Source organism: Comamonas endophytica, from assembly GCF_023634805.2.
Lineage (GTDB): Bacteria > Pseudomonadota > Gammaproteobacteria > Burkholderiales > Burkholderiaceae_C > Comamonas > Comamonas endophytica.
On the sequence record NZ_CP106881.1, the window covers coordinates 1,644,051 to 1,660,996 of the forward strand.

Genomic DNA, 16,946 nt, shown 5'->3' on the forward strand with positions numbered 1-16,946 from the left:
TGCCTAAATCCCCACATCCTTGAAGACGATGGCAAAGATGGCGTCGACGATGATCACCATGGTGATCGCCGAAACCACCGAGGCCGTCGTGCCCTTGCCCAGGCTCTGGGTGTTGGGCTCGACGCGCAGCCCCCAGTGGCAGCCGATCAGCGCGATCAGCACGCCGAAGACCATCGACTTGCCCATCGCCATCCAGAGGTTGGCGGACTCCACGGCCGAGGGCAGCGCCTGGGCGAAATAGGCGGGCGTGATGCCCATCGTCAGATCGGCTGCCAGCATGCCGCCGGCCAGCGCCGCCAGCGTGGTCCAGACCGCCACCAGCGGCATGGCCAGCGCCAGCGCCAGCGCGCGCGGCAGCACCAGCCTGAAGCCGTGCGATATGCCCATGACCTGCATCGCGTCCAATTCCTCGTTGACGCGCATGACCCCGATCTGCGCGGTGATGGCCGAGCCGGTGCGGCCCGCCACCAGGATCGCCGCCAGCAGCGGCCCGAGCTCGCGGATCAGCGAGATGCCCAGGATGTTGACGATGAAGGATTCGGCGCCGAACTGGCGCAGCTGCAGCGCCATCAGGAAGGCCAGCACCACGCCGATCAGGAAGCCCACCAGCGCCGTGATCGGCAGCGCCGTCGCGCCCATGCTGTAGAGATGGCCCGAGAAATCGCGCCACGGCCCGCGCTGCGGCCGGCGCAGCAGGCGGCAGAAGTCCAGCAGCAGCTGGCCGATCAGCTCCACCAGGTCCTTGACATGGCTGCAGCCGGCCAGCACCAGCACCCCGAAGCTGTCGATCTGGTCCAGTGGATGCCAGCGCTCGCGCTCGGGCTTCTCGACCTGGCTCAGTTCCGCGACGCGCTCGAGGATCTCGCGCTGCGCGTCGCTCAGCGCATATTCCGCCGGCCATTTGGCGCCCCAGTGGCGCCAGAGGATCTGCGCGCCCACGTAATCGAGGCGGCCGATGTTGGCCAGGTCCCAGACCGCGTCCTTGTCCACCGCATCCAGCTCGCGCTGCAGCCGGCGCCAGGCTGCGCGGTCGGCAATGCCCGCGGCAGTCCAGTCGCCCTGAAGCAGGGCGCGGCCGGCTGAGGCGCGGCCGGCTGAGGCGCGGCCGGTTGGGGCGCGGCTCGCCGAAGCGGGATCAAGCACGACGGAAGGGATGGACGATGGCGGCATGAAGACGGTGAAGGCGGAAACGACCCGCCCCACAAGTACGGGTCGGCAACCAGTTTTGCATATCCGGCAGGCCGCTCCACGCAGGACGCGACCTCGACCTGCACTCTAGCGCAAGCCACCCCACGCGGCAAAAAAAGCCGCCGCCACGCCCCCGTGCTCCCTGGCCGCCCCCCGCGCTTTCCCTATCGACAGCCTGCAGGCGATCCGCACAATGGACCGCAGCCCCTCCATTTCCGCGCGCCGCGCCGCCCCACGCACATGAGCGACACCACCTTCGACTACATCATCATCGGCGGCGGCACGGCCGGAGCGCTGCTGTGCAACCGCCTGAGCGCCGACCGCAGCAAGCGCGTGCTGCTGATCGAGGCCGGGCGCAAGGACGACTACCACTGGATCCACATTCCCGTGGGCTATCTCTACTGCATCGGCAACCCGCGCACCGACTGGCTCTACCAGACCGAGGCCGAACCCGGCCTCAACGGCCGCAGCCTGCGCTATCCGCGCGGCAAGACGCTGGGCGGCTGCAGCAGCATCAACGGCATGATCTACATGCGCGGCCAGGCACGCGACTACGACCACTGGGCGCAGCTCACGGGCGACGATGCCTGGCGCTGGGACAACAGCCTGCCGCACTTCATGCGCCATGAGGACCACTGGCGGCTCGATGTCGGCGGCAATGCCGGTGCCCCGGGGGCCGATGCCCGTTTCAAGAGCCTGCATGGCCATCGCAGCCACGGCAGCAGCGGCGAGTGGCGCGTCGAGAAGCAGCGCCTGCGCTGGGACATCCTGGATGCGTTTTCCCAGGCCGCGCAGCAGGCCGGCATTCCCGCGAGCGACGACTTCAATGGCGGCGACAACGAGGGCGTGGGCTATTTCGAGGTCAACCAGAAGTCCGGCTGGCGCTGGAACACGGCCAAGGCCTTCCTGCGCCCGGCCTGCTACGGCCGCGCCAACTTCGAGATGTGGACCATGGCCCAGGCCAAGCGGCTGCTGGTGCAGACGCAGGCCGACGGCAGCCGGCGCTGCACCGGCGTCGAGGTCGCGACCGGCGAAGGCATCGAAACGGTGCATGCCAACTGCGAGGTGCTGCTCTGCGCCGGCGCCATCAACTCGCCGCAGCTGCTGCAGCTGTCGGGCATCGGCCCCGGAGCACTGCTGCAGCGGCACGGCATCGCAGTGGTCCAGGACCTGCCCGGCGTGGGCGCCAACCTGCAGGACCATCTGCAGATCCGCACGGTGTTCAAGATCCAGGGCGCGCCCACGCTCAACACGCTGGCATCGAGCCTGCTGGGCAAGGCGCGCATCGGCATGGAGTACGCGCTGCGGCGCAGCGGGCCGATGAGCATGGCGCCCTCGCAGCTCGGCGCGTTCACGCGCAGCCGCCCCGACCAGCCCCATCCGAACCTCGAATACCACGTGCAGCCGTTGTCGCTCGATGCATTCGGCGAGCCGCTGCATGCCTTCCCGGCTTTCACCGCCAGCGTCTGCAATCTCAACCCGACCAGCCGCGGCACGGTGCGGATCCAGGGCCCGGATTTCCGCCAGGCGCCGGCCATCGCGCCGAATTACCTCAGCACTGCCGAGGACCGTCAGGTCGCGGCCGACAGCCTGCGCCTCACGCGGCGAATCTGCGCCCAGCCGGCGCTGGCGCGCTTCGCGCCCGAGGAGTTCAAGCCCGGCGTGCAGTTCCAGACCGACGAGGAGCTCGCACGCCTGGCGGGCGACATCGCCACCACCATCTTCCATCCCGTGGGCACCACGAAGATGGGCCGCGCGGACGACCCCATGGCCGTGCTCGACAGCCAGCTGCGCGTGCGTGGCATTGCCGGGCTGCGCGTGGTCGATGCGGGCGCGATGCCGACCATCACCAGCGGCAACACGAATTCGCCGACGCTGATGATGGCCGAGAAGGTGGCGGAATGGATACGCAAGGGACGGGCCGAACCGGCCGCCACCGCGGTCACCGCGCCGCGCGCGCCTGCGGCAGTGGGCGCCTGAGGCCGACCTCGACGAAAGCACCGCCACGGTTGCAAAAAGTTACCTTTTAGCTGCGCTGTGGCCGCAATGCACCTCGGGAAACCCCCAATGCACCAAGCGGGTGCAGGCGCTAAAGTCCATGCACTCAAGTGCACCTCGGTGCGACGAAGAGGAGCCGAGGAGACGACTCGACAAGCAGACCAATATTCAAAAAGCATACAGCGAGATGCCTTCACGAAGCGCCGGCCAGTCCGGCGCTTTTTTATTGTTCTGGCTGTCGCTTTATTGGTCTGAGGACGGCCTGCAGCCTCGTCCGCAGTGCGACAATTCCGGTCCATATGGAATGGCTCCTCGTATCGCTGGCCTCGCTGCTGGCCGGGTTTATCGATGCAATCGTGGGCGGCGGCGGGTTGATCCTCGTGCCGGCCATTTTCGCGGCGTTTCCCCATGCCCCGCCGGCCACGCTGCTGGGCACCGGCAAGAGTGCATCGGTCTGGGGCACGACGATGTCGGCCTGGAAATACAGCCGCCGCGTCGACATTCCCTGGGCTTCACTGACCCCCGCCATTGCCGTCAGCTTCGCCGGATCCTTTGCCGGCGCCTGGGCGGTCACCGTCATCTCCTCCGATTTCCTGCGCAAGCTGCTGCCGCTGGTGCTGGTCGCCGTGCTGATCTATACGCTGATCAAGAAGGACATGGGCCGCCACCATGCGCCGCGCTATGCGGGCCGGGCCCAGACCCTCGCGGCCTGCGCCATCGGCCTAGTGATCGGCTTCTACGACGGCTTCTTCGGCCCGGGCACCGGCAGCTTCTTCGTGTTCCTGTTCGTGCGCCTGCTGGGCTATGACTTCCTCAATGCCTCGGTCTCGGCCAAGCTGCTCAACATCGCGACCAACGTCGCGGCCATCGTGCTGTTCGGCATGAAGGGCCATGTCTGGTGGCACTTCGCGGTGCCGCTGGCGCTGGCGAACGTGCTGGGCAGCCTGCTGGGCACGCACATGGCGCTGCGCCACGGCACGGGCTTCGTGCGCGGCATCTTCATCGTGGTGGTCAGCGCGCTGATCCTGAAGACCGGCTACGACGCTTTTCTGCGCTGACCAGGCAGCAACCCTCAAGCCAGCAAGCGCTTGCAACGGCTGCAGGCCTTTCAGCGCAACACTATGCGTTTCAGGCGCGTGCCGCAGTGCGCTGCGCGCGCCATCATGACGCCAGGGTCCGGCCCTGCTCAGGAGATGCGCATGAACATTCTGCAGACCTTTGCTCTCGTGGCGCTGCTGTGCGCGGGCGCCACTCCGCTGGCGGCACGGCCGCTGGACGCGGTGCGCAAGGACGGCACGCTGCTGCTGGCCACCGAGGGCCAGTACGCGCCCTTCAACTACTTCAAGGACCAGCAGCTCGCGGGCTTCGAGGTCGAAGTGGCCGAACTGGTGGCGCGCAAGATGGGGCTCAGGCCGCAATGGAAGGCGCTGGGCTTCGACGCGCTGCTCACCGGCCTGCAGCAGGACCGCTGGGACGTGGCCATCGCCTCGCATGCCATCACCGACGAGCGCGCCAAGGCCGTCACCTTCACCGCGCCGCACTATTGCTCGGGCGGCACCGTGGTCTCGATGAACCCGGCGCTGCGCAGCGCCCGGGATCTTGCCGGCAAGCTCATCGCGGTGCAGACCGGCACCACCTATGCGGCCGAGGTCCGGCGCCTGCCGGGCGTCAAGTCGGTGAAGAACTTCCCGTCGGACAGCGATGCGCGCAGCGCGCTGGCCTCCAGGCGCGTCGATGCCATGGTCACCGACCGCTTCGTCGCCAAGGAGCTGCTGCGCAAATCGCCCAACGCGGGCTTCCATATCGGCGACCGGGTCACCACCGAGCGTATCGCCGCGGCCGTGAAGCTGGGCAACACCGCGCTGGCCGACGCCTGGTCGCAGGCGCTGCAGGCGGTCATGGACGACGGCAGCTATGCCCAGGTCTCGCAGAAATACTTCCAGGAAGACATCCGCTGCCCGGCCCAGCCCTGACGGCCGATCCACTACACAAGCCTAACTGCCGGTCCTGCCCCATGCCCAATCCTCTGTGGCCCGCCGACTGGACGCGCCTGCAACGCAGCAACGCCACGCTGGTGCTGGCACTGCTGCTGCTGGTGCTGGTGATGGCCGCGCTGGGCTGGCTGCTGTCCTGGCTGCCCGAGCCCATAGGCTCGAGCGCGCAGATCTTCGCCGAGGGCGCGCGCACCACTTTGGGACTGACGCTGATCAGCGGCGCCGTGGGGCTGGTGCTGGGCACGGCCACGGCGCTGGCGCGCACCTCGCGCTGGGCGCTGCTGCGCTGGATCGCGCGCTTGTACCTGTGGGTGATCCGCGGCACGCCGCTGCTGGTGCAGATCCTGTTCGTGTATTTCGCGCTGCCGGTGCTGGTGCCCAGCCTGCGGCTGCCGGAATTCTCGGCGGCCGTGCTGGCGCTTGGCCTCAATGCCGGTGCCTACAACAGCGAAGCCATCCGCGCCGGCCTGCTGGCCGTGCCGCAGGGCCAGACCGAGGCCGCACGCGCGCTGGGCCTGGCCCGGCGCCAGGTGTTCTTCGACGTGGTCATGCCGCAGGCCTTCAAGATGGCGCTGCCGCCGCTGGTCAGCAACTTCGTGGCGCTGCTCAAGGACTCGTCGCTGGCCTATGCGATCGGCGTGGTCGAGCTGACCAATGTCGGCAACCGCCTGCAGTCGGAAACCTTCCAGCCCATCGCCTCGCTGGGCACGGTGGCGCTGACCTATCTGCTGCTGACCACGCTCGTGACCCAGGCCACGCAGGCCATCGAGTACCGCTTCGACATCGAGGGGCGCGCGCAATGAGGGGCCTGCCCTATATCGTCGTCGAACGGGTCTGCAAGTCCTTCGGTCCGCACCTGGTGCTGCGCGACGTCACGACGCAGTTCTGCACCGGCGAGGTCAGCGTCATCATCGGCGCCTCCGGCTCGGGCAAGTCCACGCTGCTGCGCGCGATCAACCGGCTCGAGCCGCACGACAGCGGCAGCATCACGATCGGCGGCGTGCCTGTCAGCTCGAACGAGGCGACGCTGCAGCGCCAGCGCATCGACGTGGGCATGGTGTTCCAGCATTTCAACCTGTTCGGCCACCTGACGGTGCTGGACAACCTGACGCTGGCGCCGCGGCGCGTGCACCGCACGCCGCGGGCGCAGGCCGAGGAACAGGCCATGGCGCTGCTGCGCCGCGTGGGCCTGCACGAGCATGGCGGCAAATACCCCTGGCAGCTGTCGGGCGGGCAGCAGCAGCGCGTGGCCATCGCGCGCGCGCTGGCGATGCAGCCCAAGGTCATGCTGTTCGACGAGCCGACTTCGGCGCTGGACCCGGAAATGGTCCAGGAGGTGCTGGACGTGATGCGCGAGCTCGCGCACGCGGGCATGGCGATGGTGGTCGTGACCCACGAGATGGGCTTTGCGCGCGAGGTGGCCGACCGCGTGCTCTTTTTCGACCAGGGCCGCATCGCGCATGAAGCCCCACCGGCGGAATTCTTCGGCCAGCCCGCCAGCGAGCGCATCCGCGCGTTCATCGGGCGCCTGGACCGGTAGGACTAGAATCATTCTCTTTCGCGTCCATACAGGCCATCCCCTTGAACTCCGCCCCTCTTGGCGCCTCCGCGCACCGCAGCCGCTGGCTGCCCTCTTCCGAGTCGCTGCTCGGCCTGTATGTCACTCTTGCGGCCGCCGCCATTGCCATCGTGGTCGGGCTGCTGGTGCCGCAGGTGATCCCCCTGGGGTTCCTGCAGGAAGACGGCTTTGTCGAGCGCAGCACCATCTGGGTCTATGCCGTGGCGTTCGTTTGCGTGCTGGCCTGGCATGGACGTGAAGCCCCGCTGGACGCCGTGAGCGCGGCGCTGCTGCTGCTGGCCATGGCCCTGCGCGAGATGGACCTGCACAAGGCGCTGTTCGACATCAGCATCCTGAAGTCGCGCTTCTACATCGATGCACCGCTGTGGCAGATTGCCGTGGCGCTGGCGATCCTGCTGCCGATCGTGGCCGCGGGCGCCTGGCTGGCAAAGCGCCATCTGCGGCGCTGGCTGGCGCCCCTTTCGCGCTGGAATGCGCCCATGGTCACGGTGGCCATGCTGATCGCCGCCTTGGTGTTTGCCAAGATCGCCGACCGCACGCCCGCCTCGCTGGAGGAATGGGGCGTGCATCACTATGTGCCGCAGACGCTGCTGCACGTGCTGCTGAGCCTGGAGGAAATCCTCGAGTGGATGCTGCCGGCGCTGGCCATCGTGGCCGCGCTGCAGCTGCGCCGGCTGCGCGAAGGCCGCACGCGCTAGTCTTCGGGTACCCAGGCCGCACTGGCCGCCGCTGCGGCAGCAGTCGCTGCGGCAGCCGCAGCGTTCGGCGGGCGCAAGTTGCCGGGAGCCGTGGCCGGAGCCGTTCCCTCAGGCGTGGCCGGCGGGAAGGGATCGGGCAGCGGGCGGCGCGGCAGGCCTTCGAGCGCAATGCTGTCGGAAGGCACGGGAATGTCGTTGGCGCGGCGCGGCTGGCCCATCGGCGTGCGTGCCTGGCCCGCGCGCACCGAGGCCATGTCCTCTTCGCTGGGATACTGTCCCAGCAGCCAGTAGTCGAACACCCGGCGCGCGATCGGCCCTGCGGCGGCAGCGCCAAAGCCCGCGTTCTCCACGATCAGCGCCAGCGCGATGGTGGGGTTGTCGGCCGGCGCGTAAGCCATGTAGAGCGAATGGTCGCGCTGGTATTCGCTGAGCCGCGCGGCGTTGTACCGGTCCTTCTGGCCCACGGTCACGGCCTGGGCCGTACCGGTCTTGCCGGCCGAGGTGTAGGGCGCGCCCATGAACAGGCCGCGCGCCGTGCCCTCCACGGTGACCGCGGCCACCGCGCGGCGCACCGCCTCGACGTTCTGCGGCTTGTAGCCCAGGTCGATGCCCGCGGGCTGCGCCAGCGGCTCGTAGCGCCGGGTCAGCGCGTCGACCTTGCCCAGGCCCAGGTGCGGCTGGTGCTTGACGCCGCGGTTGGCCAGCGTGGCCGTGGCGTGCGCCAGCTGCAGCAGCGTGAAGTTGTTGTAGCCCTGGCCGATGCCCAGCGAGATGGTCTCGCCCGCATACCACTTCTTCTGCTCGGGGCGCTTGTAGGTGTTGCGTTTCCACTCCTGGCTCGGCAGCACGCCGCGCGCCTCGCCGCGCACGTCGATGCCGGTGAGCTGGCCGAAGCCCAGCGGCTTCATGAAGTCGTGCATGGTGTCCACGCCCATGTCGTTGGCCAGCTGGTAGAAGTACACGTTGCTCGACTTGACGATCGCGCGGTGCATGTCGACCGGGCCGTTGGGGTGGCCGCTGCGGAAGGTGTGGCCGCCAAAGGTCCAGCTGCCGTTGTCCTGGACGACGGTGTCGGTGCGGCGCGCGCCGAGCTCCAGCGCGCCCAGCGCCATGAAGGGCTTGTAGGTCGAGCCCGGCGGGTAGGTGCCGCGCAGCGCGCGGTTGAGCATGGGGCGGTCCATCGATTCGTTGAGCTGGGTCCAGCTTTCCTGGTCGATGCCGTCGACGAACAGGTTCAGGTCGAAGGCCGGGCGGCTGACCATGGCCAGCACCTCGCCGTTGCGCGGGTCGATGGCGACCAGCGCGCCGCGGCGGTTGCCGTAGAGCTGCTCGATCATGCGCTGCAGGCGGATGTCGAGCGACAGCACCAGGCTGTCGCCCGGCGTGGCGGCGCGGCTGCCGAGCTTGCGCACCGCGTAGCCGCCGGCCGAGGTCTCAAGCTGCTCCCAGCCGGTGAGGCCGTGCAGGTCCTGCTCGTAGCTCTGCTCGATGCCCAGCTTGCCGATGACCTCGGTGCCGCGGTAGTTCGCGGCGTGCTCGGAGTCCTCGAGCGCCTCCTTCTCGCGCTGGTTGATGCGGCCGATGTAGCCGATCACATGGCTGGCGGTCTCTTCCAGCGGATAGGAGCGGAACAGCCGCGCCTTGATGTCCACGCCCGGGAAGCGGTAGCGCTGGGCCGCGAAATGCGCGACCTCCTCGTCGCTCAGGCGGGTGCGGATCGGCAGGGACTCGAAATTCTTCGAGTCCTCGACCAGGCGCTTGAACTTGCGCCGGTCGCGCGGCGTGATCTCGACCAGGGTCGCGAGCTCGTCGATCGTCGCCTCCAGGTCCTTGACCTTGGAGCGCGTGATCTCGAGCGTGTAGGCGGCGTAGTTGGTGGCCAGCACCACGCCGTTGCGGTCCAGGATCTGGCCGCGGTTGGGCACGATCGGCACGACCGCCGTGCGGTTGCTCTCGGCGCGTTCGGACAGGTCTTCATGGCGCACCACCTGCAGCACCAGCAGGCGCCAGACCAGCAGGCCGAAGGCCAGCAGCACGACGGCCCCGACCACCCAGACCCGCAGCCTGAAGCGCGACTGTTCGGCTTCGGAGTCGAGCACTTCCATCATGCTGCGGCCCTCCATGCATGCCGCGCGCAGCCCAAGGCGGAACGTACCCCCGTCATGCGCACCTCACAGCGGCCGGTTTTCGTCGGCATCGGGCGCGCGCCGCTGGGGCGCGAGCAGCAAGCCGCTGGCCAGGGGCCAGAGCAGGGCCTCGACGGCCGGGGCGATGACGACGCTCCAGCCCGGGAAATCGCCCCCGCCGATCATCCGCACGACCAGCGCCACGGCATGCGCCAGGAAGAACAGCGGCAGCAGCTGCAGCGCCTGCACCGGCAGGCTGAACCAGAGCAGGCGCCGGCGCACGCTCTTGGTGCCGAACAGCAGCAGGCAATAGACCAGCGCGTGCTGGCCCAGCAGCGCGCTGTGCTGCACGTCCATGCACAGGCCGAAGACGAAGGCCAGGCCCATGCCCACACGCTGGGGCTGGTGCACGCTCCAGAAAGCCAGCAGCAGCAGCAGCAGATCAGGCAGCCAGGCGACGCGGCCCAGCGGCAGCATGTTGAGGGCCAGCGCCGCAAACAGGCTGGCGCCCATGAACACCGGATTGACCGGCAGCAGCAGCGGCTGGCCGCGCGGCATGATCATCGCTGATTCTCCTGGGGCGCGCGCGCGGCCGGGGCAGCGGGCGCAGCGGGCGCCGCTGCCGGCCTGGCGGCAGGCGTTGCCGCGGGCTTGGCGGCCGGGGCCTGCGCCGCGGGCGCATCGTCCGCCGACGCCAGCGCCTGCGGCGCCAGCACCAGCACGTGGCGCGCCTGCTGGACCCGGGCCATGGGCTCGCAGTGGATGCGCGAGAACGCCGAATCGGCGCGGTGCTCGACGCGCAGCACGCGCGCCACCGGGATGCCGGCGGGATAGACGCCATCGACGCCGCTGGTGGTGAGCAGGTCGCCCTCGACCACATCGGCGTTGCTCGGCACGAAACGCAGCTCGATGCTGCCGCCGCCGCCGGGCGCAGGGTCGCCATAGGCGACGCTGCGCGCGCCGGTGCGCGGGTTGAAGACGGGAATCGCCTGGTCGCGGTCGATCAGCAGCGTGACCTCGCTGCGCAGCGGATAGACGCGCGTCACCTGGCCCAGCACGCCGTTGGCATCGAGCACCGGCGAGCCGAGCGCGATCTTCGAAGTCTCGCCGCGGTCGATGACGACGCGGCGCGTGTAGGGATCGGGGGTGTCGTGGATGACTTCGGCCGCCTGGCCCGGGCTGGGCAGGTGCTCGCGCAGCGCCAGCAGCGCGCGCAGGTGCAGGTTCTCGTCCTGCAGCTGCTCGGCCAGGTGGGCGCTTTGCGCGACCTGTGCCAGCCGCTGGTCGGCAGCGCGCACCTGCGCCTGCGCCTGCTCCATCGACTGCAGGTAGCCCATGCCTTCGTTGACCAGCGCCACCGGCTGGACCATGAGCCATTGCACGGGATAGAGCACGGTGGCCACCGCCTGGCGCACCGGTTCGGTGAGCTTGAAGCGCGCGTCGGCCACCATCAGAAACAGCGCCAGGGCGCTGTAGAAAGCCAGCTGCGACAGGGCCGACGGGCCCTGGCGGAACAGCGAAGGCACGCGCCGGTCAAGAGTTCCCAGCGGCATCATGCCCATCCTGCCTGTGGCGGTGCAAATGCTTGCGCAGCCATGTGTCTCACTTCTCGCCGCTCAGCGCGGTCCATGCAGCCCGCGGCTCACTCGCTGGTGAAGATGCTGCCTTGGCGGTCGAGCGTCTCGAGGGCCATGCCGCAGCCGCGCACCACGCAGGTCAGCGGCTCTTCGGCAACCAGCACCGGCAGGCCGGTTTCCTCGGCCAGCAGACGGTCGAGGTCGCGCAGCAGCGCGCCGCCGCCGGTCAGCATCATGCCGCGCTCGGCGATGTCGGCGCCCAGCTCGGGCGGAGTCTGCTCGAGCGCGTTCTTCACGGCCGAGACGATCTGGTTCAGCGGCTCGGTCAGCGCTTCGAGCACCTCGTTGCTGGAGATGGTGAAGCTGCGCGGCACGCCTTCGGACAGGTTGCGGCCCTTGACTTCGATCTCGCGCACCTCGGAGCCGGGAAAGGCCGAGCCGATCTGCTTCTTGATCAATTCCGCAGTGGGCTCGCCGATCAGCATGCCATAGTTGCGGCGGATGTAGCTGATGATGCTTTCGTCGAACTTGTCGCCGCCCACGCGCACCGAGCCCTTGTAGACCATGCCGCCCAGCGAGATGACGCCGACCTCGGTCGTGCCGCCGCCGATGTCGACGACCATCGAGCCCGAGGCTTCGGACACCGGCAGGCCGGCGCCGATGCCCGCGGCCATCGGCTCCTCGATCAGATGCACGGTGCGCGCGCCTGCGGCTTCCGCCGCGTCCTTGATGGCGCGGCGCTCGACCTGGGTCGAGCCGCAGGGCACGCAGATGATGATGCGCGGGCTGGGCGAAAACAGCGTACGCGGATGCACCATCTTGATAAACTGCTTGATCATCTGCTCGGTGATGACGAAGTCGGCAATGACGCCGTCCTTCATCGGGCGGATGGCTTCGATGTTGCCCGGCACCTTGCCGAGCATGGCCTTGGCTTCGCTGCCGACGGCCTGGATCACCTTCTTGCCGTGCGGACCGCCTTCGTGGCGGATGGCGACAACCGAGGGTTCGTCCAGGACGATGCCCTTGTCTCGGGCGAAAATAAGCGTGTTGGCTGTGCCAAGGTCAATGGCCAGGTCGGTGGAGAAGTACCGACGAAAAGCTCCGAACATTCAAAGTCCTCTCAGGCATGGACGGCGCGTCGGCCGGGCATCGCCAGGTATCAGGGGGGTGGGAGTGCAATAGGGGTCGATGCCGCAAATACCGCTTCAAAAGGTGGTAGTGCGGCAAAGCCGAGATAATACCGTATCCCCTGTGAACAACCCTTGCCGACTTGACCCGGATCACAGCTTTACTTCTGGTTTCCTCCTTTCAAAACCCTATGGCACTGACCTCTCACGACATCGAGCGCATCGCCAATCTGGCGCGGCTCGAACTATCCTCCACCGAGAGTGAGCGCATGCTTTCGCAACTCAATGAATTCTTCGGCATCGTCGAGAAGATGCAGGCCGTGGACACCTCGGGCATCGTGCCGCTGTCGCACCCCGTGGCCGCCATCGAGGACGTGCAATTGCGCCTGCGCGAGGATGTCGCCAGCGAGCCGGACAACCGCGAAGCCAACCAGCAAAACGCACCGGCCGTCGAGCGCGGCCTGTTCCTGGTTCCCAAAGTGATCGAGTAAGGCTTTCCGCATGACTTCGCATTCCACCGACCTGCACGACCTGAGCGTGACCGCGCTGGCCCAGCAGCTGCGCACGCGCCAGGTGTCCGCCGTTGAGACCGCCCAGCATTTCCTGAACCGCGCCAGGGCGCAGACCGAGCTGGGGGCCTATGTGGCGCTCGACGAGGAAGCCACGCTGGCCCAGGCGCGCGCCGCCGATGCGCAGCTCGCCGCGGGCCACGCCGGCACGCTGACCGGCGTGCCCATTGCCCACAAGGACCTTTTCGTCACGCGCGACTTCCCCACGACGGCCGGCTCGAAGATGCTGGCCGGCTACCGCTCGCCCTTCGACGCGACGGTGGTCACACGCCTGGCCGAGGCCGGCGCCGTGACGCTGGGCAAGCTCAACTGCGATGAATTCGGCATGGGCTCGGCCAACGAGAACTCGGCCGTGGCGCCGATCGGCTTCGACGCGCCCGCGCCGGTGCGCAACCCCTGGGACCTGTCGCGCGTGCCCGGCGGCTCCTCGGGCGGCTCCGCCGTCGCCGTGGCCGCGCGCCTGGCGCCGGCCGTGACCGGCACCGATACCGGCGGCTCGATCCGCCAGCCGGCATCGTTCTGCGGCATCACCGGCATCAAGCCGACCTATGGCCGCGCCTCGCGCTACGGCATGATCGTCTATGCCTCGAGCCTGGACCAGGCCGGCCCGATGGCGCGCAGCGCCGAGGACTGCGCGCTGCTGCTGAGCGCGATGTGCGGCCCCGACCTCGACCGCGACTCGACTTCGCTCGACCGTCCGGTCGAGAACTTCGGCGCGGCGCTGAACAACGACATCGCCGGCCTGCGCATCGGCGTGCCCGAGGAGTTCTTCGGCGCCGGCCTGTCGAGCGACGTGAGCGCCGCCATCGATGCCGCGCTGCAGGAATACGTGAAGCTCGGCGCGACGCTGGTGCCGATCCACCTGCCGCGCACCGAGCTGTCGATCCCGGTCTATTACATCCTGGCGCCGGCCGAGGCCTCGTCCAACCTGTCGCGCTTCGACGGCGTGAAGTTCGGCCACCGCGCCAAGGACTACGCCGACCTGGTCGACATGTACAAGAAGACCCGCGCCGAAGGCTTTGGCGACGAGGTCAAGCGCCGCATCATGATGGGCGCCTACGTGCTCAGCGAGGGCTACTACGACGCCTTCTACCTGCAGGCGCAGAAGATCCGCCGCATGATCGCCGACGACTTCCAGGCCGCGTTCCAGCAGTGCGACGTCATTGCCGGCCCGGTGGCCCCCACGGTGGCCTGGGCGCTGGGCGCCAAGCACGATCCGCTGACCGACTACCTGGCCGACATCTACACCCTGCCGGCGTCGCTGGCCGGCCTGCCCGGCATGAGCCTGCCCGTGGGCTTCGGCGAAGGCGGCATGCCCGTGGGCCTGCAGCTGATCGGCAACTACTTCCGCGAAGGCCAGCTGCTGGGCGCCGCCCACCGCTTCCAGCAAGCGACCGACTTCCACCTGCGCCAACCGGCCGGCATGGCTCTGTAATCAGCCGGGAGAACCTCTTACCCATGACCGCCAAACTCATCCACGGCTACGAAGTCGTCATCGGCTTCGAAACCCACACCCAGCTCGCGACCCAGTCGAAGATCTTCAGCCGCGCGGCCACCGCCTTCGGCGCCGAGCCCAACACCCAGGCCAGCGCCGTCGACATGGCGCTGCCCGGCACGCTGCCGGTGATGAACCGCAAGGCCGTCGAATGCGCCATCAAGCTCGGCCTGGCGCTGGGCTCGCACATCGCGCCGCGCAGCATCTTCGCGCGCAAGAACTACTTCTATCCCGACCTGCCCAAGGGCTACCAGATCAGCCAGTTCGAGATTCCCGTCGTGCAGGGCGGCGAGGTGTCGTTCTTCCTGGGCGAGGAAAAGAAGACCGTGCGCCTGGTGCGCGCCCACCTCGAGGAGGACGCGGGCAAGTCGCTGCACGAGGACTTCATCGGCCAGTCGGGCATCGACCTGAACCGCGCCGGCACGCCGCTGCTGGAGATCGTCACCGAACCCGACATCCGCTCCTCCGAGGAGGCCGTGGCCTATGCGCGCGAGCTGCACAAGATCGTGACCTGGATCGGCATCTGCGACGGCAACATGCAGGAGGGGAGCTTTCGCTGCGACGCCAACGTCTCGGTGCGCAAGCCCGGCGGCCCGCTGGGCACGCGCCGCGAGATCAAGAACCTCAACAGCTTCAAGAACATGCAGCAGGCGATCGACTACGAGATCCGCTGGCAGATCGAGGAGCTCGAGGACGGCCGCCAGATCCGGCAGGCCACGGTGCTGTTCAACCCCGACACCGGCGAGACGCGCGCCATGCGCACCAAGGAAGACGCGGCCGACTACCGCTACTTCCCCGACCCGGACCTGCCGCCGCTGGTGGTCGCCGAGAGCTGGGTCGATGAAGTGCGCGCCGCAATGCCCGAGCTGCCACGCCAGCGCGCCGCGCGCTTCGTCGCCGACTACGGCCTGCCCGAGTACGACGCGACCACGCTGACCCAGAGCCAGGACATGGCCAGCTACTTCGAGGCCACGGCCCAGGCCTGCGGCCAGCCCAAGCTGGCCTCGAACTGGATCATGGGCGAGATCTCGCGGCGCCTGAACACCGAGGAAATCGGCATTGCCGAAGCCAAGGTGGACAGCGCCCAGCTGGCCCGGCTCATCGGCCGCATCTCCGACGGCACCATCAGCAACAACGCCGCGCGCCAGGTGTTCGAGGCGCTGTGGAGCGGCGAAGCCAGCGAAGTCGACGCGGTCATCGAGGCCAAGGGCCTCAAGCAGATGAACGACAGCGGCGCGCTCGAAGCCATCATTGCCGAGGTCATTGCCGCCAACCCCGGCAACGTCGAGCAGTACCGCGCCGGCAAGGACAAGGCCTTCAACGCGCTGGTCGGCCAGGTGATGAAGGCGTCCAAGGGCAAGGCCAATCCCGGCCAGGTCAACGAACTGCTCAAGGCAAAGCTCGTCTGAGCCCCTGCGCCTGCTGCTGCGGGCGCTGTTTTCCGGTCCAGGCCTGCGGGCCTGGACGCCCTCACATGCCATCTCTTTCAAGGTTCCTGGGCAGCTGGGGCCCGCTGGCCCAGCGCCCCTCGGGCAGCGACCTGCTGCACAGTTCGCTGGGCGCGGCCCTGGGCCTGGCGCTGGCCGGGCTGCTGGTCTGGGCCACCGAGGCCGGGGCCCACTTCTTCCTGTTTGCGCCGCTGGGCGCCAGCGCGGTGCTGGTCTTTGCCGTGCCCAACAGCCCGCTGGCCCAGCCCTGGCCTGCGGTCATGGGCAACACGCTGTCGGCGCTTTGGACGCTGGCGCTGCTCAACGCCCTGCCCGCCCTGCCCAGCCCCTGGCCCGAGGCGCTGGCCGTGGGCGGCGCCATTGCCGTGATGATGCTGTGCCGCGCGCTGCATCCGCCCGGCGGCGCGATGGCGCTGCTGGTCGTGCTGGCCGCCCCCAAGCTGGTGCCGCTGGGCTGGCATCTCGCGCTCACCGTTTTCCTGCTGACCCTGGCGCTGGTGCTGGCCGGCCTGGTCTACCACCGCGCCACGCGGCGCAACTACCCGCTGCGCCACACGCCGCCGGCGCAGGCGCGGGCCCCCGCGGCGGGCCGGCTGGCGCTGAGCGGTGAGGACCTGGCCGCGCTGCTCACGCGCTTCGACCAGTCCTACAACCTCAGCCCCGAAGACCTGGGCCAGCTGCTGGCCGCGGCCGAGGAGCAGGCCATCCAGCAGCGCTTTGCCGCCGTGACCTGCGGCGAAGTCATGTCGGCGAAGCTGCTGACGGTGGCGCCCACGGATTCGCTGGAAACCGTGGCCGACCTGTTCCACCGCCATCTGGTCAAGAGCCTGCCGGTGGTCGGCCCCGAAGGCGAGCTGCGCGGCCTGCTGCTGCGCTCCGATCTGTTCGACTGGCTCTGGGAAGGCCACCGCCGCAGCCGCTGGCGCCAGCTGCTGCGCCCGCGCATGCCGGCTGCCACGGCCGGGCAGCTGATGCGCTCGCCCGAGCTGTGCGTGCAGGAGGCCACGCCGCTGGGCGAGCTGCTGGGCACGCTGGCCGAGCACACGGTGCCCTTCATCCCGGTGCTGCGCGGCACCCGGCTGGCGGGCCTGATCACGCGCACCGACGTGATCCGCGCTTTGCTGCGCCTGCGCTGACATCTTTGCTG

The 16,946-nt window shown here is 68.8% G+C and carries 15 protein-coding genes; 10 read left to right on the forward strand and 5 right to left on the reverse strand.

Annotated elements, in window-relative coordinates; translation table 11 throughout:
* Window positions 1-3: 3 nt before the first annotated feature.
* Window positions 4-1,143, reverse strand: a complete 1,140-nt coding sequence (locus M9799_RS07420) for an MlaE family ABC transporter permease (protein WP_231043071.1) — start codon at window positions 1,141-1,143, stop codon at window positions 4-6.
* A 285-nt stretch (window positions 1,144-1,428) separates the two neighbouring features.
* On the opposite strand from M9799_RS07420, the gene M9799_RS07425 reads away from it, so the two are divergent.
* The 6 genes from M9799_RS07425 (at window position 1,429) to M9799_RS07450 (ending at window position 7,457) form a co-directional block, all read left to right on the forward strand.
* A complete protein-coding gene (locus M9799_RS07425) occupies window positions 1,429-3,168 on the forward strand; it encodes a GMC family oxidoreductase (RefSeq protein ID WP_231043070.1) in 1,740 nt (579 codons plus the stop codon).
* A 317-nt stretch (window positions 3,169-3,485) separates the two neighbouring features.
* Complete coding sequence (locus tag M9799_RS07430; RefSeq protein ID WP_231043069.1) at window positions 3,486-4,244, forward strand: sulfite exporter TauE/SafE family protein; 759 nt, start codon at window positions 3,486-3,488, stop codon at window positions 4,242-4,244.
* 141 nt (window positions 4,245-4,385) lie between these two features.
* Window positions 4,386-5,159, forward strand: coding sequence for an ABC transporter substrate-binding protein (locus tag M9799_RS07435; protein ID WP_231043068.1), 774 nt, complete (start codon window positions 4,386-4,388; stop codon window positions 5,157-5,159).
* Window positions 5,160-5,200: 41 nt separating this feature from the next.
* On the forward strand, window positions 5,201-5,983 hold the full coding sequence (locus M9799_RS07440) for an amino acid ABC transporter permease (protein ID WP_231043067.1): 783 nt from the start codon (window positions 5,201-5,203) through the stop codon (window positions 5,981-5,983).
* Window positions 5,980-6,720, forward strand: coding sequence for an amino acid ABC transporter ATP-binding protein (locus M9799_RS07445; RefSeq protein ID WP_231043066.1), 741 nt, complete (start codon window positions 5,980-5,982; stop codon window positions 6,718-6,720). Before M9799_RS07440 ends, M9799_RS07445 begins: the two co-directional genes overlap by 4 nt.
* Before the next feature lie 41 nt (window positions 6,721-6,761).
* The gene (locus M9799_RS07450; protein ID WP_231043065.1) at window positions 6,762-7,457 is read left to right on the forward strand and encodes a hypothetical protein; all 696 of its coding nucleotides are present in this window, start codon (window positions 6,762-6,764) and stop codon (window positions 7,455-7,457) included.
* On the opposite strand, the gene mrdA is transcribed toward M9799_RS07450, so the two are convergent.
* The 4 genes from mrdA to M9799_RS07470 all read right to left on the reverse strand — a co-directional run bounded on the left by mrdA (window position 7,454) and on the right by M9799_RS07470 (window position 12,269).
* On the reverse strand, window positions 7,454-9,565 hold the full coding sequence (mrdA, locus tag M9799_RS07455; RefSeq protein ID WP_231043064.1) for a penicillin-binding protein 2: 2,112 nt from the start codon (window positions 9,563-9,565) through the stop codon (window positions 7,454-7,456). The two genes, M9799_RS07450 and mrdA, sit on opposite strands and share 4 nt — an antisense overlap.
* A gap of 63 nt (window positions 9,566-9,628) precedes the next feature.
* A complete protein-coding gene (gene mreD / locus M9799_RS07460; RefSeq protein WP_231043063.1) occupies window positions 9,629-10,147 on the reverse strand; it encodes a rod shape-determining protein MreD in 519 nt (172 codons plus the stop codon).
* Entirely contained in the window at window positions 10,144-11,136 is a 993-nt protein-coding gene (mreC, locus tag M9799_RS07465) for a rod shape-determining protein MreC (protein ID WP_231043062.1), read from the reverse strand. The genes mreD and mreC overlap by 4 nt, the downstream gene beginning before the upstream one ends.
* An 89-nt stretch (window positions 11,137-11,225) precedes the next feature.
* Window positions 11,226-12,269: a rod shape-determining protein gene (locus M9799_RS07470; RefSeq protein ID WP_231043061.1), complete on the reverse strand. Its 1,044-nt coding sequence runs from the start codon at window positions 12,267-12,269 to the stop codon at window positions 11,226-11,228.
* Window positions 12,270-12,478: 209 nt separating this feature from the next.
* On the opposite strand from M9799_RS07470, the gene gatC reads away from it, so the two are divergent.
* From gatC to M9799_RS07490, 4 genes are all read left to right on the forward strand, one after another.
* Window positions 12,479-12,778 (forward strand): Asp-tRNA(Asn)/Glu-tRNA(Gln) amidotransferase subunit GatC, encoded by a 300-nt coding sequence (gatC, locus tag M9799_RS07475; RefSeq protein WP_231043060.1) that lies wholly within the window; start codon window positions 12,479-12,481, stop codon window positions 12,776-12,778.
* Window positions 12,779-12,788: 10 nt separating this feature from the next.
* Window positions 12,789-14,291 (forward strand): Asp-tRNA(Asn)/Glu-tRNA(Gln) amidotransferase subunit GatA, encoded by a 1,503-nt coding sequence (gene gatA, locus M9799_RS07480; RefSeq protein WP_231043059.1) that lies wholly within the window; start codon window positions 12,789-12,791, stop codon window positions 14,289-14,291.
* Window positions 14,292-14,314: 23 nt separating this feature from the next.
* Window positions 14,315-15,760: an Asp-tRNA(Asn)/Glu-tRNA(Gln) amidotransferase subunit GatB gene (gatB, locus tag M9799_RS07485; protein ID WP_231043058.1), complete on the forward strand. Its 1,446-nt coding sequence runs from the start codon at window positions 14,315-14,317 to the stop codon at window positions 15,758-15,760.
* 65 nt (window positions 15,761-15,825) lie between these two features.
* The gene (locus M9799_RS07490) at window positions 15,826-16,935 is read left to right on the forward strand and encodes an HPP family protein (RefSeq protein WP_231043057.1); all 1,110 of its coding nucleotides are present in this window, start codon (window positions 15,826-15,828) and stop codon (window positions 16,933-16,935) included.
* The last annotated feature ends 11 nt before the right edge of the window (window positions 16,936-16,946 follow it).